Raw genomic sequence first — 19,584 nt, forward strand, 5'->3', positions numbered from 1 at the left:
AATGTTACGTTGGCTTCGTTTCAAATGAAACGAATATTATTGTTTGTTGACGTTTTTGTTTGTTTAGTTTTCAAAGAACTATCATACTGTTGAGTGTTTGTTCACTCGCTATTTTCTAGCCTCGCTCTCAAAAGCGACTCCCTTAATTTATCACAATCAACTTCTCGATGTCAACAACTTTTTTAAATTTCTTTTTCAGTTGTTCGACACTCTCGAAGAGGACGAGAATTAATATACCATGATAAATAAATGTTTGCAATATAATTTATAACTTTTTTGAAATGATTTTAAGTTCTCCACCTATATATCCATTAAAAAATATTATCGACCTCAAGAAACGAATTTTATCCTTGTAATTTCATCCTTATGAAATGTTAGAAGCATATTACAGATTCTAGACTGTAAATACATAAAACAAACAATAATTGTATATGTAATTAATGAAGCGCACACTTTTGTTCTTCCATATTGCAGTCCTTTATGCAAGAATCAGAGTATATATAATAACAAATGGGTTTTCAAAAACGAATATATAAAATGGACGTGAATTTATGAGCAGCTTGGATTTAGATATACTGATGAAATTAGGAATTTCAGCTGTATTCGGTCTAATTATAGGCCTTGAGCGAGAATTAAAAAGAAAGCCAGTAGGATTAAAAACAAGTCTCGTCATTTCAGTTGTCAGTTGCTTGCTGACAATTGTATCTATTGAATCGGCTTATATGTTCCCTAATTCAAATGGAGTTAGAATTACCATGGACCCATTGCGGTTGGCGGCACAAATCGTCTCGGGAATTGGGTTCCTTGGAGCAGGTGTCATTTTAAGACGAGGCAATGACAGCATTTCCGGGCTAACTACTGCTGCCATGATTTGGGGGGCTGCCGGTATAGGGATTGCCGTAGGAGCGGGATTTTATTTAGAAGCATTCGTCGGCGTTGCCCTTCTTATAATTAGTGTAGAATTTATCCCTGCCGTTATGAAAATTTTCGGACCAAAGCAATTACGGGAAAAAGAAATCATGCTTCAATTATTTATTCGAGACCGGGATCAGATTGATAAAGCTATATCTTATTTACTTGAGAAAAAGTATATTTTGCGCAGAATACGGATTAAGGATCTAGATAACGGTGATCACCTGGTACAAATTTTAGTTGCTGTTGACTACCGCGAAAAGACAACGGATGTATATACGGCTGTTTCCGATGTAGAAGGTGTTAAAAAGGTGGAAATTGAAAGCATTAGTTAAAAATATTCTTTTTAATTCTCTAAATTTCCTCTTGCAATACGCTCGTAATGCAGATATAATTTTCCTTGTACTAATCCATCGGGGGCTTAGCTCAGCTGGGAGAGCGCTTGCATGGCATGCAAGAGGTCGTCGGTTCGATCCCGATAGTCTCCATCATTATTCTGAAAAAACCTTTGCAACTGCAAAGGTTTTTTTTTATTTCTCCAAAGTTGATAAAAAATTTCCAAAATAAGAGAATTTCCCCTTGCAACTATGATTCTCTTAAAATTATAATAAAAAACGTAAAATATTTTCAAATTTTAGAAATATCTGTAATCGAAAGGAGGGAAATCTCAAGCCGATTGTATCAGAAGCTTTATAACACCTTTGGCCCCTGCATCATTACCTGTCATCATCTTTTTTTATCTTAATTCCACATTCTTTAATCCAGTGGTTTATACGAAAGGGGGAGCTTCTCTTTGGAAGCTAAAAAAATAAACGCTCAAACTGAAAACGATTACAGTTCTATTGTCCAGTCTTCTTCGTTTCAGACATTACTCTCCGAAAAGAAAAAATTTATAATTCCATTTACTATCTTCTTTTTCTGTTTTTATTTTGCCTTGCCAATCTTAACCTCTTATTCAACGATACTTAATACAAAATTTATCGGAAGTATTACTTGGGCATGGGTATTTGCTTTCCTTCAGTTTGTTATGACATGGGGTTTATGTATGCTTTATTCTAAGAAAGCTGCAAGGTTTGATGAGTTATCATCCCAGGTCATTCAAGAAAGGGGGAATAGCTAATGAATACCCCTGCATTCCTTATGTTTCTTGCCATTGTTCTCGTAACGCTGGTCATCACCTATTTCGCTTCAAAGAAAACTAAGAATGCCAGTGAATTTTACACGGCTGGCGGAGGCCTTACCGGCTGGCAAAATGGACTTGCCATCGCAGGTGACTATATGTCTGCAGCATCTTTCCTAGGAATTGCCGGTGCTGTAGCCCTGACCGGCTTTGATGGATTTTTCTATAGCATTGGGTTTCTAGTGGCTTACCTTGTCGTTCTTTATTTGGTAGCGGAACCGTTAAGAAACCTTGGCAAATACACTTTTGCCGATATGATAGCGGCTCGTTTTGATGCCAAAAAAATCCGCGGATTCGCCGCTATGAATACAATGACGATTTCTATTTTTTATATGATTGCTCAGCTTGTCGGTGCTGGTGCACTTATTAAATTATTATTAGGATTGGAGTATACAACCTCTGTCTTAATCGTCGGGGTGTTAATGACGGTATACGTTATCTTTGGCGGAATGCATGCAACAAGCTGGGTGCAAATCATTAAAGCAATCCTGTTAATGGGCGGCACCTTCATTATTTCTATGATTGTTTTTGCCAAGTTTAATTTCAGCCTTACCGATATGTTTGCCCAAATGAAAACGGCAACTCCTTTAAAAGAATCCTTCCTAAATCCAGGTGTAAAGTACAAAGACGGCCTGGATACATTATCTCTAAATATGGGGCTTGTTCTTGGAACGGCAGGGCTTCCTCACATTCTTGTCCGCTTCTTTACCGTAAAGGATGCCAAGACGGCACGCTCGTCTGTTGTTTATGCTACTTGGGTTATTGGAATATTTTACGTTATGACCATTTTCCTTGGTTTCGGTGCTGCAGCATTTGTCGGCAATGAAAAAATTATTGCTGCCAACCCAGCCGGAAATATGGCAGCTCCTTTATTAGCTCAAGCAATTGGAGGTAATATGTTGTTTGCCTTTATTTCTGCGGTGGCGTTTGCAACTATTCTTGCTGTTGTTGCAGGGCTGGTGCTGACAGCAGCTTCAGCTTTTTCCCATGACTTTTACAATGAAATTTTGAAAAAAGGAAAAGCAACCGAAAAGCAACAGGTATTGATGGCCCGTTACGCAGCCATCGGGGTTTCTGTCGTATCCATTATTCTTGCCTTAGGCGCACAGACGCTGAATGTCGCCTTCCTTGTTTCGCTCGCCTTTGCTGTTGCAGCTAGCGCGAATTTACCGGTCATTTTATACACCATCTATTGGAAACGCTTTAATACAACCGGCGCGATGTGGGCGATGGTTGTCGGTCTAATTTCAGCTATCGGCTTAGTGCTGATCAGTCCGAATGTATTTAGCCCGGAAGTAGGTAAAGCTATTTTTGTAGGGAACCCATTATTCCCTTACACCACACCAGGGATAGTTTCCATTCCGCTTGGTTTCCTTGCTGGTTACCTTGGAACCATCTTTTCCAGCCAAAAAGCTGATGTTAAAAAATATGAGGAAGTCCTCGTTAAATCCAATACAGGGATTGGTTTAGGAAGATAAAATATAAAGGTTAAAAAACCCAATTAATGGGATCAGATTGTCGAGAATGGGATTTTCTCGGCAATTTTTTATTTGTCTAAAAACTGATTTTTATTATTAATTAATTGCCTCTGCTAATGGGCCTGTTGATTTCCGCTCCGGGCACTCGCTTTCCGCGGGGAGGTCCTGGAGCCTCCTCGGCGCTATGGCGCCTGCGGGGTCTCCAGTGACCTCTGTATCCCGCAGGAGTCGGTGCCCTCCGCTCCAATCAACATGGAGGCAAATCAATATAAAGATTTGCCACACAATTTTTATAATCTTGCTAAATATGTCGCGAGGGTTATGGTAAGGATAGCCTTTTCACTTGATTTTTCAATCCTCCGTTTTGGTTCTTCAAAAGCTTTATAAGGGACATTTCATTTGCGGGATTCTTCTATTTTGTCCCTCATGGGTTCATGAGTGACTTAAAAAAGAAGTCAGGATTAGATGGCCGCCATAATCCGAACTTCTTAAAGATAAACGAGAAATCAATATATTTGTCTATCAAGCAAAGAAGGTGCCGTCTGAAACTTACTTTTCAATAGAAAACAAATTCATATTCACTTTAACCAGCCCCTTTTGGCGCTAACATTAAGTTCATCACTCATTTAAATAATATATTGTGAATTGAAAGTCTTTATTGAATACACCTGTTGATTGGAGTGGAAGGCGGCGAAGACTCCTGCGGGAGTACGGGACAGGGGAGACCCCGCAGGCGCTGAAAGCGCTGAGGAGGCTCCCCGAACCGCCCGCGGAAAGCGAAGCCGCCTGGAACGGAAATCAACAGACAATTTTAATGTAGCCAAACAAAAAAGACTGTCGATTTCCAAAATCTTCGGATTTGTCGACAGTCTGAAATCCCATTTTTAATGGGTTTTTTTTCTTATGAAATTCTTCTTCTGATGTTTTCTTTCACCATTTTTCTGTTGATGGACATTTTTCATTTGTTGTCCATCTTGTCGTTTTTTTGCAGAAGTGTCCGGCTGAGTTTCTTTTTCCTTATTCGCATTCCCTAGATTTTGTTTATTTATTTTAATATTTAGCTCTTTTTCAATTAAATCAAGGGTCGGCCGGTCCTTAGTAGAATAAAGGGTGATAGCTAGTCCTTTCGTCCCTGCCCGTCCGGTCCTGCCGATTCTATGAATATAACTCTCGGGATCTTGAGGAATATCGTAATTAAACACATGGGTTACACCTTCTACATCAAGTCCTCTTGCTGCTACATCGGTGGCAATTAGCAATTGTATTTCCGCATCCCGAAACCGTTTCATGACCTGCTCTCGTTTTGTCTGTGACAAATCACCATGCAATTCATCACAGGGAAATCCATGGCTTTTTAGAATTTCATAAAGCTTGGAAACTCTCCGTTTTGTCCGGCAAAAAATCACTGCTAAAAATGGCCGATGCGTTTCAATTAATTGGATAAGAGTTGCCTGCTTCGCACGGTCAATCGTATGAATGGCAATCTGTTTCACATTGTCAGCTGGTCCCTGAACTTTTTCGACTTGAATATATTCCGGGGTCCGCATGTATTTATTTGCAAGCTTTTTAACCTCAGGAGGAATTGTTGCTGAGAAAAGCATGGTCTGCCTGCTTGCGGGCGTTTCTTTAATGATATCCTCAACTTCGCTGAGAAACCCAATATGAAGCATTTGGTCTGCTTCATCTAGAACAAGATAAGATACATTCGCTAATTGGATTGTTTCCCTTCGAATATGATCGAGAAGCCTGCCCGGAGTCCCTACAACAATCTGTGGATGGTTCCTCAATTTCTTTAATTGTCTGTCAACATCTTGCCCGCCATAAACAGCTAGAACATTAATATCATCGAAATCATGAATCAATTTTTCAATTTCATCCGTAATTTGCAAAGCCAATTCTCTCGTTGGCGTCACAATAAGGGCTTGAATATGACCGTCTTTTCGATTCAATTTTTCAAGGATGGGCAGGATAAAGGCCAGCGTCTTGCCAGTACCTGTTTGTGCTTGGGCAATTGTATCCATGTCCTTCATAATAATCGGAATCGCCCGGTGTTGAATCGGTGTTGGGGTTGCAATCCCATACCCGCGTAATTTTTCCACTACTGTGGTTGAAATCCCTAATGATAAAAATTCTGACAAATAACCGCCTACTTTCTGTATTACCTTCACTAATAATGATTGTTTTCCACAATAATTTCAATTATTCATTTGCGAAAATTGAATTTACCAGCAAAAAAGCAAAAGGCTGCTGAGCTATCTCAGGCAGCCTGGTATTTTTATAAAGGTTCTTTTAGATTATATTTTTTGAGAATGCTTTCTATTTTCAAACCAGTACTTACGTCACCTTTCACCTTCACTTTTCCTGTCAGCAGGGCCATCGTACCGCTCATTTTACACAAAACAAATTTTTTGAAGGTATCATAGTTTAAAGACATCGTCACGTTAGGGGCAACTTGGACTCCTTCTTTAATTGTTAATGTACCATCATGAAAATAATGCTGATAGGTTGACGGCATCTGGTCATACACATCGTATTGAACAACAGCGTTAAAGCCTTGGATTGGACCTGGATTTTCATTAAAGATTTCTTCAATTCTTGCCATTAAATCCGTTAAAGAATACTCTTGAATCGCCTTTTCCATTAAGGAAGTCCTCCTTTAAATAGACCTTTAATCCAATGATACTGTTTCGTATCACAAGGATAAAGTGACAATTTTATGAACTCTTTAAAATACCTAATAAAAAAATTAGCTACTTGAAATATTGGATTCATAAATATCAATGATATATTTAAACTATCTATTAATTCCGGTACCAATTATCGATTTTCACGAATGAAACATAGGAGGAACTCTCGTTGGATTTACACCAGTTATATGTGTTTACAAAGGTGGTTGAACATAAAAGCTTTTCGAAGGCCGCTGAGGATATTTTTCTAAGTCAATCTACTGTCAGTTCCCATATTCAGGCCTTGGAAAAAACATTGAATGTGCAGCTTTTTGATCGCGTTGGCCGTGAAAGTATACTGACTCCCCACGGTGAGCGGCTTTATCAGTGGGCGCTTAAACTATTGCTCTTAAAAGACCAGGCTTTAATGGATTTAAAACAAGGAATGACTGAACTTCGAGGCATGATTCGGGTTGCCGCAAGCTCGGTGCCGGGGCAGTTCCTTCTGCCGAAAATGGTCAAGAGTTTTAGAGAAGATTACGAAAATGCCATGTTTCATATTAGCCAGTCCTCCTCAAAAAATGTCGTGGAAAAAGTACTAAACGGATCCGTCGAAGTTGGGGTCTTAGGAGAAAAGTATGAAAGCGATAAACTTCACTATATACCGCTATTAAAGGAGAAGCTTGTTCTGATTACAGCAAATGAACGAAATATAACAGAACCGGTAAACATTCAAGAGATTTTGAAGTATCCATTTATCATGAGGAACTCCGAGTCTGGAACAAATGCCATTCTTGAAAGGGTTCTAAAGAAACATAAAATATCAAAGGATAAATTGAATATTATTGCTTATACAGATTCCAGTCAGAGCTTAATACAGTTTGTCATACAAGATATTGGCATCTCGATTATTTCCGAAATAGCCGCACGAGAATATGCTGCCCAAAACAGACTTAAAATGTATGAAATTCCTGGATTTGATGAGGAAAGATTCTTTTATCTCACCTATAACATCCATAAAACTCAATCCATCCTAGCCAAACTATTTATTGAACAAGCCGCTGTAACGCTCTAAAAAACAAATACTTTGACGGGGGGCATGCCTTCATACCCCCCTCTGCTGTAAAGTGTAACGTCCGGCATCCCAAACCCGAGTTCTTTTGTGATTTAAGGTTTAAGGATTACTTTGATGCAGTCCTCGGTTTTAGTATCAAATACTTCGTAACCGTGCTTGGCACGGAGTTCTCCTTTATATTTTGATAGCCATTTCCTTTAATTTCTTTTTATCGATTTTTCCCACATGGGTTTTCGGCAGTTCATTTACTTGAATAAATTTTTTAGGAATTTTATAACGGCCTAGTTTGGCTTCACAATATGTTTTTAGTTCGTCATCAGTTATGCTCCATTCCTTAAAAACTATAAAAGCAGCTACCACTTCGCCCCATTTTTCGTCTGGCAGGCCGATTACAGCAGCCTCTTCGATAGCTGGATGTTCCGCAAGCCAATGCTCAATTTCCAAGGGATAAATATTTTCGCCGCCAGTGATGATCATATCCTTTTTCCGGCCGACAATATAATAATAGCCCTGTTCATCCCTTCTGGCTAAATCCCCTGTGCGGATCCAGCCATCCGTCATTGTTTCGTTCGTCGCTTGTTCATTATTCCAATAGAACGAAAAAGCATGCTTGCCCCTGATTAATAGTTCGCCGACTTCGTTTGCTGTGGCTTCCCTGCCATTTGTTTTTTCAAGAGTGATGGAATTAAACATCATGGGTTTGCCGACTGATCCGCGCTTTATCTGCGCTTCCTCGGGGCTTATATAAAAATTATTCGGTCCCGCTTCTGTCAACCCATATCCTTCTTTAAAAGCCAAGCCCTTTTTTTGAAACGCCTCATAAATTTGCATGGGACATGGCGCCGCCCCAGATAAGAAGATTTTCATCGAAGGAAAATGGCTGCTTTTAAATTCTTCCGATTGGATTAACATATGATACATCGTTGGCACTAGGAGAATAATTGTACATTGGTAACGATTGATGGATTCTACCGCTTCCGCCGCATCAAAATGGTCCCCAATGACCACGGTCCCGCCCATCATAAGGATAGGAATGCTTAACGCATTCAAGCCGCCGGTATGAAACATGGGCATATAATTGACGGTGACATCTTGATCCGTCAGCCCCCAGCTCAAAATAGAATTTATCCCATTCCAGAGGATGGATCGATGGCTTAATACAACGCCTTTTGGCTTCCCGGTTGTACCGCCCGTGTAAATCATCGCTAATGGGTCGGTTTCAGATATTTCTTCTACTATTTGAAGAAATTTAATTTCAGAATAGTTAGAGCCTTCGACCATAAAAGAGTGTGGTTTTTCCTCAGGAAGCTGATCATATATATGAATAAATTGTTCATGTACCCCGATCAGAATCGGTGTGCAGTCCTGCAATATTTCGTTTATTTCATGAACCGAAAGCCTCCAGTTCAGTGGTACAAAAATGGCGCCAATTTTTCCGCAGGCAAATAATAAATCAAAATAGCATATATCGTTTGGGGCCAAGAGAGCAACCCGATCGCCTTTTTTTACGCCTCTGTTTTGCAGGTTTGCTGCCGCATTGTTCGCCCGTGCGCTCAATTGTTCGTAAGTCCAAGTCTCGTTTGTCTTAACATCGATTATGGCAGCTTTATTTGGCGATAATCTCGCTCTATTTTCCAGCCAATCCAGTTCCCACCTCACCAAAACTCGCTCCTTCACTACTAGATGGTGCTATTTTAGCTAGGAGTGGTTACAGAGGAGTTACACCGAACGAGATTCCTAGGTTTTAAGAAAGGGTTATCAACACTTTTCGGATTATATCTACAATTTTCTAAAGATATCTACGAAATTCATTAGGATATCTACAATTTTAAAAATTTATCTACAAATTTAAGGAACATATCTACAAAGTTCACAATGTAGACAATAATTCGAAGCGTCCAAAAAAAACGACCCCCTCAAAGGCCGTTTTCCACTAACTTATTATACCTGCACTTCCCTCTCCAAAAACTTCGTCATAGCCTCCAACAATTGCTGCAGGTCATCCACTAATGGGGAGTGACCACAGTTTTTCAATTCCACATAGGTCGCCTTATCTCCCAAATCTGCTAAAAGCTCATTCGTCATTTCTCTGGCAATGACCATATCCCTTTCACCATATAAGACCAGAACAGGAACATGAATGTCGTCGACCTTGCCATTTCCAGGAACAAGTCCATTATGAAAATGGCTGATATTAAAGGTATTGTTGCAGTGATGGACCTCGGCCAAATTGCGCTGCGTCCGCATGTCCTGAACATACTCATCATAAAGATCAGGTGCCGGCTGGTTGTGAGTGTAAATGACTGCGTTCCAAATTAATTTCAGTAACGCAGCATCATTGGTATCATAGGCGGCTTGCACAGGAATCGTGCGGATAAGGTCCCGCTTTATCTCTTCATGTAAGGTAAATCGGCGCGGCTCATCAGCATCACTCAATTTCCCGTCGAAAGGATAGCCTCTCGTGGATTCGGAAGCAAGCAATATTAATTTATTGCAATATCCTGGATAATCAGCGGCGAATTGCATACCCACTGCACCTCCGGTTGACCAGCCGACAAGCGCAAAGTCTTTCAAACCAATCGCGTCTACAAACAGTTTGACATCATCAGCGAAATCCTTAATCGACATAATTAGGTTGTTATAGGTAGACAGGCCGAATCCCCGCAAATCAACGGCAAACAATTTATATTTCTCATCCATGTTTTCAAGAACGAGATCCCAGTGCTTGGATGAAGTCATATTACCATGAACTAATAATACCTTTATTTCTCCGCCTTCCCTTTCCCGGTAGAAAAGCGTTTCTCCGTTTGAAAGCTCGACACTCTTCACTGATACGTTTACCATCCCTATCATCCCTTTCCCCATTTAATGGTTGTCGCTCCCCACGCATAGCCAATCCCGGCGCTGACAAAAACGACAAGATCGCCGTCCTTCACTTTCTCTTCCCGTAAAGCAAGCTCCAACGACAAGATTTGATCTATCTGCCCAATATGACCGTAATCCTCCAAATAAATTGCCTGCTCGTCGGACAAGCCCAGTTCTCTTAAAACATATTCATGAGCGGATTTTTTCATGTGAAGAATCGCTAAATACGCAATATCGTCCACTGTATACCCACTCTTCCGAACCGATTCGCGAATGACTTTTAAAAAATTGCTCATTGATTTTTCCTCAAGGCGCTGTTTCATCCCCTCAGGGTCAAGTACATCGAGCATGTTCAAGCGTTTGGCAATCGCCTCGCTCGAGATTGGATGTTTAGTGCCGCCGGCAACGACGACGACGTCCTCGGAAAAAGAACCATCCGTCAGGATTACCGTCTCCAGCAAAAGATTTTCCGAATAATCCTTTTGAAGAAGAATGGCCCCGCCGCCAGCGCCAAGATTATACATAAATCTTGTTCTAGGGTTCTCGTAATCTATGAAATCAACATTTCGGTAACCCCCGGCAAGAAGAACCGTTCGTATACCTGGGTCAGAGAGCATCATGCTTTTTGCCACCTTCAACGCCATCACGGTTGTGCCGCACCTTAAAGCCGTATCAAACGCCCAGGCATTAAAAGCGCCGATTGCTTCCTGCAGCTTGATTCCCGCCGTCCAGAGTGGATATTCCTTATGCTCCTCACCGATATAAATGACGAGGTCAATATCCAAAGGATTAAACGAGGCCTTCTCAAGCGCCTTTCTTGCAGCAAGGATGCCCATTTCACAGGTATGGTCATCGGGACCTGGAATATGCTTTTTCCTAATCCCCATTTTTTCTTCTACAACGGTCACCGGAATGCCTGCCTTTTCGGCGATTTCCCGACCAGTCATTGTTTTTTCCGGCAAGTATATCCCTGTACTGACTATGCCTATTTGCAAAACGATCACCTACTCTATGAATCTTCCGCAATTTCCTTCATAAACAACATCGCCTCTTCAATCGTTTCGAATAAAGTTTCCCGGTCTTCCTGCACATGGGTCACTTTAATCCTCCAGTGCCGGGACCCGGTCTCCTTTTCGACTGCAGCCAATTGAAAACGAACGACAAAGGAGGTAACTTGATTCGTATCCATTGACGCCTCCTTCTAGCCCGCCAGCTTTTCTTTTTTATTGACTGCCTGCTGCTTTTTCCGCTTCCAGGTTATGGTCCTTAACGTACCGACAATTCCTTTCGGGAAAAACATGACCACTAAAATATAAATAATGCCAAAAAAGATAATCCAGCGTTCAAAAATCCAATGCTCTTTCGCCAGCTCTGTCAGCCAGTCATGGGCAAATTCAATTAATCCGGCACCGATCATCGCACCATATAGTGTGCCGACACCGCCGATAATCGTCATTAACAACGCATCCAATGTGATGTCCATCGAAAAAACACTTGTATTGACAAACCGTAGTGACATCGCATAAAGAATGCCCGCTACACCGGCTAATACTCCGGAAACGATGCTTGCGGCAATTTTATAGTGGAGGACATGAAAGCCAAGTGACTCGGTGCGCTGCTCATTCTCGCGAATCGCTTGAAGCACCCGTCCCAATGGTGAATTGGTAAACCGCTTTAAAATCATAAACACCGCCGCCATAATCAGCAGACAAATCAGATAGTAATCGGTCCGGTCAATAAATTGCTCCGGAACACGAAATGTAAAGCCATCATTCCCATGGGTCAGGCTCCGCCATTTTTCTGCCGCTACTAGAAACAATCCCGATAAAGACAACGTCAACATCGCATAAAAGTGGCTTTTTAAGCGGAGCGTCAAAAGCCCGACTAAAAAGCTGACCAGCGCCGTTAAAGCAAGTGTTGCCAATAGTGCAAGCAGGAAATTCAGCATCGTCGGCTCAAATCGCTTCATAAAAATCCCGATCGAATAAGCTCCGATTCCAAAAAACATCGCGTGACCAAAAGAAACAATACCGGTAAAACCAAGGAGCAGGTCATAGCTCATTGCAAATACCGAAAAAATAAATATTTGCGTTAATAAAATCATCAGATTACGAGATTCATAGACAAATGGCAAGAGGAAGAGAAATGCTGCAACTATCCAAAATAATGTTGTCCCCTTATTGGTTCGTAACCACTTCATATTCTCACCCCTTTGCCCCAAATAGTCCTTGCGGCCGAATAATCAATACAACTGCCATCAACAGCATATTAACAGCAAGCGACAAATCCGGAACATAGTACGCCATAAACGAACCGGACAGCCCCACAAGAATGGCCGCCAAAATGGAACCACTGAAATTGCCCATGCCCCCGATGACTACCACGATAAAGGCTAAAATGGCAAACTCCATTCCCATCCCCGCATGGATGACTCCGGAATATGGCCCCAAAAGAACTCCGCCGAGAGCGGCCATTCCTGCACCAATCATAAATACAAACATAAATACCTTTTGAATATTGATACCTAATGCCTGGACCATTTCCTTATTCATTACGCCAGCTCGGACGACAAGTCCGATTTTCGTTTTTTTGAGCAAAAATTGCACGCACGTATAAATAAGCAGGCCAGCCAAAATAATAAATACCCGATATTTAATGATAATCACGCCGCCTAGTTCCCAGCTTCCCTCTAAATAATCCGGTGGCGTGGCGGTAATTTGATTAGGTCCCCAAATCACCTTCAGCATTTCCGAAAGTACAAGCATGAGCCCAAGTGTAATTAAAATTTGCTGGACATGATTCCCATAAACCGGTTTGATAATCCATTTTTCCGTGATGATGCCTAAAAGGAATCCGGTCAGGACGGCACCGGCAATCCCAATCAGAAAGCTCCCCGTTTTTCCATAAATCCATAAACCGCTGTAAGCTCCCCAGGCAAATAACCCGCCATGGGCAAAGTTCAATACATCCATTAACCCAAATATTAGCGTTAACCCGGCTGCCAGCAGGAAAATGAGCATCCCAGTCGCCAGCCCATTTAAAGCCAAATTGAAGAATAAATCCACAAAGGTCTTCCCCTTTCCTAGGCAATCCCTAAATATTTTCGTTTCTTTTCCTCGTTTTCTTTCAATTCCTGCATTGTTCCATGGCTTACTGTCTGGCCGTCATCAATAATGTAATAATGGTCACCAATCGTACTCGCCATCATGAAATTTTGCTCGACCAAAACAATGGTTGTCTGCTCCTTCATTTGGGTAATGGATTCCATCACCTTTTCCACAACGATTGGAGCCAATCCCTTACTCGGCTCATCGATTAACAGCAATTCATTCTCATTAATATAGGCCCTGGCAATGGCCAGCATTTGCTTCTGCCCGCCACTTAACAGCCCTCCTGGCTTTTTCCAAAACTTTTTCAAGTCGGGAAACAGCTCCAGGATCCAATCCATTCTCTTCAAGGTTTCTGTATTTTCCTTTTGCATTGCCACCTTCATATTTTCCTCAACGGTTAAGCCTGAAAAAATCCCTTGGTCTTCCGGTACAAAACCAATCCCTTTTTTGGCAATGGTATAGGGGGCAAGAGTCTGAATGGACTCCCCTTTAAAGATCACACTTCCTTTGGAAGCAGGCGTAAACCCCATGATAGTCCGTAAAGTGGTCGTCTTACCTGCTCCATTTCGGCCAAGCAAAACGGTCACTTCTCCCTTTTTCACTTCCAACGAAACACCCTGAAGAATATGATATTGGCCAATATGTGTTTCTATGTCCTTTAGCTGCAGTAGTTCGCTCATTCGTAAAGCCCTCCTAAATAGGCCGACTGAACCGTCTCATTTTTCATGATTTCCTCTGGCGTGCCGTCAGCCAGAAGCCTGCCGTTAAACAAAACCATGACAGAATCGGACAAATCTAAAATCATATCCATTTTGTGTTCAATTAGAATGATGGTTCGATCCCCTTGCTGCTTAATCCGCTTGATGACCTCCAAAATCGCTGGAACCTCCTCCAGGGACATCCCCGCGGTCGGTTCATCCAGTAGCAAAACCTCTGTTTCCAATGCCAGCAGCATGGCAATTTCCAGCTTCCGCTTTTCACCATGGGCAAGGTTAGCGGCAAGTGAGTCCTGTTTGTCATCGAGAAGCACCAGCCTCAGCCATTCCAGCGCCTTCTCTTCAAATTGGCGATATTTTTTATAATGAAAGAGCATTTGATAGCGGACTCCCGACTGCGATTGGACAGCGAGCCGGACATTTTCCAAAACGGTTAAATTGGGAAATACATTTGTAATTTGAAAGGAACGGCCAATTCCTGCCCTGGTTCGTTTCGTCGGTGAAAAAGCAGTGATGTCTTTCCCCCGGTAATAAATTTTCCCTTTTGTCGGCGTAAGCTGCCCGCTTAATAGATTAAAAAAGGTCGTTTTTCCGGCGCCATTCGGCCCGATAATTGACTTAAAGTGTTTTTCAGGAACTGTTAATGTAACGGAATCAACCGCGGTATGGCCGCCAAAGGTTATCGATAAATCATTTGTTTCAATCAATGCTGCCAAACATATCACCACCCTAGATTACAAATAGGAAGAGGGGGATCCGATTAAACCTTAATCCCCCCACTCACCTGTGAAATTTATTTAGCTAATATGAAATTATAATTTCATAACGCATAAATTCAACTACGCCTCATGAACCGTCCTATCGGACTCGCCAATCGGCGAGTTTTCATTTATTACGAATTGGCGGAGCGGTTTCCTCGGGAGTCAGCTCGCGCATTAATACCGGAACCGGATAATTCACGCCATCCTTTTTCTCAAGCTTAATCGCATATAATGACTGCAGTGCCTGGTGATCCTCAGGTCGGAAGGTCATTTTTCCTTTCGGTGTTTCAAAGCTCATTCCTTCCATCGCTTTAATCAATTTATCGGCGTCAGTATCGCCTTTTGTTTTCTTGACAGCTTCCACAATGGAGATCGCCGCACTCATACCTCCTGGTGTAAATAGGTCGGGAACCTCATTGTTAAATTTCTTTTTATGTTCAGCGACAAGCCAATCATTGATTTTATTTTTTGGAAGATCATGATAATAGACAGTGAAGCCTTCCATTCCTACAAGCGGCGCCATTGTAGATAAGGCCGCAATATCCGGTGCTCCGGTTGAGATTTTGATGCCTTTTTCCTGAACCTTCATATCGGCAATCTGTTTCCATGGAGAGTTAGCGCCGGCCCAGACTACGAATAAGTAATCAGGTTTGGCATCAATGATTTTTTGAATATTAGAGGTAAAATCCGTTGCTGCCGGATCCGCATATTCTTCCTTTACAATGTCAGCACCTAATTTCTTAGCCGCTTCTTTAAATGCTGCTACCCCGTCACGTCCAAATGAATAATCAGGAGCTAGGGTCGCAATTTTGACACCCTTTTTCGCGATGGCTGCTGCACCTGCAACTGCGTCCTGTGAAGAGTTCCGTGCTGTTCGGAAAATATAAGGGTTGAACTCGGATCCAGTAATCGTATCCGCTGCAGCTGGTTCAACCACCATAATTCTTTTATATTCCTCAGCCAGCGGAAGTACTGCTAATGTATCAGCCGAACTAGACGATCCAACCAAGAAATCTACCTTATCTTCTTCTAATAGTTTCGTTGCTTTTTGTACAGCTACTTCCGGCTTCGTTTCGGTATCTTCCACATAGAATTCAATTTTTCTGCCATCCACTTCCATCTTTCCGTCTGTAGCATATTGTAGTCCCAGCTCAAAGCCTCTTAATGTTTGTTTACCGTAGGACTCCAAGGCTCCAGTTTTTGATGCAAGCACACCGATTTTAATTGGGGCTTTATTTTCTTCCTTCTTTCCACCGTTGTCCTTCGGCTCTGATGATGATTTGTCCGAGCTGCACGCACTGGCAAACAGCATCACAAACATTAGTAATCCTAAAAATGCCCATCTTTTTCTGCTTCCCTTCACATCTCTTCCCCCTTAAAATTTTTCAGGTCAATCATGGAAATGCTTTGACTTCATCATAGGAAATAGGAGTTACAAAGAAGTTACAAAAAAAACAGCCTTTTTTTCAGGCTGTCAGATTGGCTGTATATAGCTGTCAGATTCCATAATCATGTCACGCATATGCCTTGTTGGCTCAAGCGGCGAAACACCTAGTTCTTTTTCGAGGACCTCGGTGCATTTTTGATACCATTTTAAGGCCTGCGGTCGGTTATTTTTACGATAATAGCAGTACATGAGCAGCCGGTATGCTTCTTCCCAGGTACGGTCCCGCTCCAATATTTTTTCACACCAGAAAATGGCCCCATCATAATTTTCCTGACGAACATAGGCTTGAGCCATTTTTTCCGCTCCTCTTAGGAAATAAACGAGCATCCTCTCCCTTTTGCTGATACACCAATCATCGTAGCGGCGGTCAGGCAAATACTCCCCCTGATAGAGCTTTAAGCCCTTTTCCAAAAAAAGCTGCCCTTTCTCAGGTTCTGCTTCCTGAAGCCCTTTTTGAATCAAGTCCTGAAAAAGGACTGTATCCAATTCAATCACCGCCAGTTGATTTAATCCATAGAAGCTTCCTTCTCTTATTACAAAAAAAGGGGCAGCCCTTGCCTTCCGTGCGGGTTCAAGGACATTCTGCAGGCTGTTTAAGGCCACCTTGAAGTCCCGGTCAGCACTTTTTCGCTCTTGATTTGGCCAAAGGATTGCAATAATCTCTTCTTTTGAAATTAATTCACCGGTAGTCATCAATAATTGAAATAGTTCCTTTGCCTTTTCTCTCTGCCATTCCTTTTCACCGACTTCCTTATCCGCCAGCCAAATCCTGAATTGCCCAAGGGTTTGGACCCTGATGGAATAACCGGGGTGGGATTCTAAGGCGGCAATTCCCATATCCTGCAGAATTTTGGCCGCAAATCCTGTTTGTCCGTCTTCTTTTAAACAATCTATTAACATAGGAATGAACACCTGCAAATCTCTTGGACCAAAGACAGATCTTTTATGAAAAATGAATTCATATTCGTGTGTTTGGACAATATTTAAAAACTCAGCAAAGGCTGTCCTGAATTGTTTCCAATTTTTCTCGATGTGAAAACAATAGGCCAGCCAGAAATTGCTGAGCATTTGACCATAAGAGTCCTCACAATGTACAAACATGGTATTCGTTTGCTCCAAGTAATCCAGGGCCTTTGAGAATCGTTCATTATGAATGCAAGTGATCCCCATGCCAAGCGTAATCATGGCCGAAAGCCAAAGATCATTCACTCTTTCCGTCTCCTGCAAAGCACGTTTACCGGCCGTCATCGCCCGTTCGAATTCCCCTCTGACGCCATATAAAATACAAAGTCCCATTAATGGCTCTGCCTTACCACGGTCAACTTGCAATTTATCCATCAATTCTAGTGCCGTCTGATAGCAGTTTTCCGCTAACGAAGAATCATATTTATTCAAAATTTGAACAGCGTGCCCCATCCTAATCCACCCGCAGGCCTCCACAAATGGAGCCTTCAAGCTGATTCCCTGCTGGATGCCTGCCTGGGCAAGCTCTTTTGCTTTATTCCCTTCTCCAGTAAAAGCCTCGATAATGGAAAGTAATAAGTCAATTTCACGGTGTGCCTGCGGCAGGGAAGAAAGTTGAACATTCTTAACTTCAGCTTTTTTCATATATAGAAATTTCTTTGCTTTCTCAAACCGTCCTGTTCGTAGATACAATCTTGCCTCGAGGCTTCCGTCAAGCTTGGAAATAGTCGATTCCTTGGCTTTTTTTAGCCAAACTTCCGCTTTTTTTGCTTTCCCGGAGTTAAGCAGATTCTCGGATAATAATTCATAAAGTCTGCCGCTCTCCTCCACGGGGCTATTGCTTTTTTCGCGGTGGGCAATCGCTTCATATAAAAGCTGTTCTGCACGCTGAGGCTGAATCGTGTCCAAGTAAATCTTTGCTTTTCCCTCTAAAGCCCTGCTTATTCCGAGAAAATCATTTCTCCTCCGGGCACCTTCGTAAGCCTCATGATAACATTCTTCGGCGTCAAGATATTGGGAACGGTATCGGTATACCTCCGCTTTCAATAGCCAAAGAAGATAGTAGGTATCGAACTCATCCTCAGGGATTTTTTTTAATAAATCCGCTAAGCTTTCTAATTTACCGCTTTCTAGCATGTGAAAGCCCTTTTCCTGCAATATAGAGGCAATCGCTTTAAACTGTTTTATTTTTTTGTAATGATAAAGTGCCTTTTCCCAAAGCTCCCTTTTTTCATAAAAACGGGCACATCGTTCATGCAGGAAGATAAAGTTTTCCGGATGATTCTTTTCAAAATGATTTTCTAAAAAATCCTTAAATAATGCGTGGTAACGATAATGCTTTGAGTCGACTTTTTGGATAAACAGGTTTCGGTCTTTTAACTGTTCCAACATACTTGAGGCCGCTTGAATGCCGATGACCTCGTCACATAATTCCTCTTCAATCTCCTCAAAAATAGATGTTTGTTCAAGAAATTGCTGAATAATGGGCGGCTGCTTTGAAAACACTTCCAAAACTAGATACTGAAAAAAGTCATGAAGGGACAGGGAAGTTTGCTCAATTAAAGCGGAAATGTCCTGTTTCAAGGGAATTTGCTGGGCAATCATACATGTGGCAATAATCCATCCTTCTGTTACTTGATAAATAGCTAATAAATGATGATGTTCCACCTCCAGGCCATATAAGTCCAACAAGAGCAATTCCATTTCCTCGATGGTCAGAATTAAGTCCTCTTTGGTAATTTCCAGCAATTGTCCGCACACTTTCATTTTTGTAAGAGGCTTCCAAACCGGACGGCTTCGGCTGGAGATCACAATATGCAAATTGGCAGGGATATGCTCGAGAAGATTTTCCATGAAACTATTAATGGTATAGGACTGTTCAATTTGGTGAAAATCATCCAAAATCAAAATGATTTCAGAACTGGTTTCAAGGATTTCATTAATAAACAAAGAACAGAGGAAACCTATTTCTTCATTGCGGATATAACGATCTGTGGTTTCCACAAAGGTTAACAACTCTCTGCCAAACTCAGGGGCAGCTTTTCGAATGGAATGGATAATATGAGACAGAAACGGAAGGATATCATCATCCATAGAAGAGATGGAATACCAGCAGCCATTAATATTTTCGTCCTTCATGAACAAGGCAAGTGCGGTGCTTTTTCCAAAGCCAGCCCCGGAATGAATAATAGTTAAGGGATGTTCTGGTATTTTCTTCAGCTTCCTCGTAAGATTTGCTCTTCTTAGAAATTCATCTTTCACTGCAGGAACCCGCAGCTTCGTTTGGATAATTGGAAGCTTCATACTTGAAGGCCTCCCCCTCTAAAAAATTCCCAATTTTTACACTATTTTACCATACTGGGAGATAGTAGGACGAGTTGCTGAAAGATTTTTTTCTATTATAAAACTTA

At 41.7% G+C, this 19,584-nt stretch carries 16 protein-coding genes and 1 tRNA gene; 5 read left to right on the plus strand and 12 right to left on the minus strand.

The genetic code is table 11. The features are described 5' to 3' along the window. Positions 1-551 precede the first annotated feature (551 nt). The 4 genes from ACFPA1_RS10585 to ACFPA1_RS10600 all read left to right on the plus strand — a co-directional run bounded on the left by ACFPA1_RS10585 (position 552) and on the right by ACFPA1_RS10600 (position 3,570). The gene (locus ACFPA1_RS10585; RefSeq protein ID WP_213144458.1) at positions 552-1,247 is read left to right on the plus strand and encodes an MgtC/SapB family protein; all 696 of its coding nucleotides are present in this window, start codon (positions 552-554) and stop codon (positions 1,245-1,247) included. Between the two features lie 80 nt (positions 1,248-1,327). After that, positions 1,328-1,400: transfer RNA gene (locus tag ACFPA1_RS10590), tRNA-Ala, on the plus strand. Positions 1,401-1,705: 305 nt separating this feature from the next. Beyond that, positions 1,706-2,032, plus strand: a complete 327-nt coding sequence (locus tag ACFPA1_RS10595; RefSeq protein WP_213144457.1) for a DUF485 domain-containing protein — start codon at positions 1,706-1,708, stop codon at positions 2,030-2,032. Continuing rightward, entirely contained in the window at positions 2,032-3,570 is a 1,539-nt protein-coding gene (locus ACFPA1_RS10600; RefSeq protein ID WP_378582649.1) for a cation acetate symporter, read from the plus strand. Before ACFPA1_RS10595 ends, ACFPA1_RS10600 begins: the two co-directional genes overlap by 1 nt. 884 nt (positions 3,571-4,454) lie before the next feature. Here ACFPA1_RS10600 and ACFPA1_RS10605 read toward each other — a convergent pair. After that, positions 4,455-5,708 (minus strand): DEAD/DEAH box helicase, encoded by a 1,254-nt coding sequence (locus ACFPA1_RS10605; RefSeq protein WP_378582651.1) that lies wholly within the window; start codon positions 5,706-5,708, stop codon positions 4,455-4,457. 137 nt (positions 5,709-5,845) lie between these two features. Continuing rightward, entirely contained in the window at positions 5,846-6,211 is a 366-nt protein-coding gene (locus ACFPA1_RS10610; RefSeq protein WP_241113813.1) for an SCP2 sterol-binding domain-containing protein, read from the minus strand. Between the two features lie 215 nt (positions 6,212-6,426). Here ACFPA1_RS10610 and ACFPA1_RS10615 point away from each other — a divergent pair, with 215 nt between their 5' ends. After that, positions 6,427-7,311 carry a selenium metabolism-associated LysR family transcriptional regulator gene (locus ACFPA1_RS10615; protein WP_378582653.1) on the plus strand — a complete coding sequence of 295 codons (885 nt, stop codon included), beginning with the start codon at positions 6,427-6,429 and terminating at the stop codon, positions 7,309-7,311. A 174-nt stretch (positions 7,312-7,485) separates the two neighbouring features. Here ACFPA1_RS10615 and ACFPA1_RS10620 read toward each other — a convergent pair whose 3' ends face one another. From ACFPA1_RS10620 to ACFPA1_RS10665, 10 genes are all read right to left on the minus strand, one after another. Further along, positions 7,486-8,970 (minus strand): acyl-CoA synthetase, encoded by a 1,485-nt coding sequence (locus ACFPA1_RS10620; RefSeq protein WP_378582655.1) that lies wholly within the window; start codon positions 8,968-8,970, stop codon positions 7,486-7,488. A 282-nt stretch (positions 8,971-9,252) separates the two neighbouring features. Then, the gene (locus tag ACFPA1_RS10625; protein WP_378582657.1) at positions 9,253-10,155 is read right to left on the minus strand and encodes an alpha/beta fold hydrolase; all 903 of its coding nucleotides are present in this window, start codon (positions 10,153-10,155) and stop codon (positions 9,253-9,255) included. Positions 10,156-10,160: 5 nt separating this feature from the next. Beyond that, positions 10,161-11,171 carry a 3-oxoacyl-ACP synthase gene (locus tag ACFPA1_RS10630; RefSeq protein WP_378582660.1) on the minus strand — a complete coding sequence of 337 codons (1,011 nt, stop codon included), beginning with the start codon at positions 11,169-11,171 and terminating at the stop codon, positions 10,161-10,163. 14 nt (positions 11,172-11,185) lie between these two features. Further along, on the minus strand, positions 11,186-11,365 hold the full coding sequence (locus tag ACFPA1_RS10635) for a hypothetical protein (protein WP_213144450.1): 180 nt from the start codon (positions 11,363-11,365) through the stop codon (positions 11,186-11,188). A gap of 12 nt (positions 11,366-11,377) precedes the next feature. After that, the gene (locus ACFPA1_RS10640; RefSeq protein ID WP_378582662.1) at positions 11,378-12,376 is read right to left on the minus strand and encodes a branched-chain amino acid ABC transporter permease; all 999 of its coding nucleotides are present in this window, start codon (positions 12,374-12,376) and stop codon (positions 11,378-11,380) included. Between the two features lie 4 nt (positions 12,377-12,380). Beyond that, entirely contained in the window at positions 12,381-13,241 is an 861-nt protein-coding gene (locus ACFPA1_RS10645) for a branched-chain amino acid ABC transporter permease (RefSeq protein ID WP_378582665.1), read from the minus strand. Positions 13,242-13,258: 17 nt separating this feature from the next. Then, on the minus strand, positions 13,259-13,966 hold the full coding sequence (locus tag ACFPA1_RS10650; RefSeq protein ID WP_378582668.1) for an ABC transporter ATP-binding protein: 708 nt from the start codon (positions 13,964-13,966) through the stop codon (positions 13,259-13,261). Next, on the minus strand, positions 13,963-14,718 hold the full coding sequence (locus ACFPA1_RS10655; RefSeq protein ID WP_213144446.1) for an ABC transporter ATP-binding protein: 756 nt from the start codon (positions 14,716-14,718) through the stop codon (positions 13,963-13,965). Before ACFPA1_RS10655 ends, ACFPA1_RS10650 begins: the two co-directional genes overlap by 4 nt. A gap of 169 nt (positions 14,719-14,887) precedes the next feature. After that, complete coding sequence (locus ACFPA1_RS10660; RefSeq protein ID WP_378583421.1) at positions 14,888-16,084, minus strand: substrate-binding domain-containing protein; 1,197 nt, start codon at positions 16,082-16,084, stop codon at positions 14,888-14,890. A gap of 153 nt (positions 16,085-16,237) precedes the next feature. Further along, a complete protein-coding gene (locus ACFPA1_RS10665; RefSeq protein WP_378582671.1) occupies positions 16,238-19,477 on the minus strand; it encodes a BTAD domain-containing putative transcriptional regulator in 3,240 nt (1,079 codons plus the stop codon). Positions 19,478-19,584 lie beyond the last annotated feature (107 nt).

This window comes from Neobacillus sp. GCM10023253 (assembly GCF_042653105.1).
Classification (GTDB): domain Bacteria; phylum Bacillota; class Bacilli; order Bacillales; family Cytobacillaceae; genus Neobacillus; species Neobacillus citreus.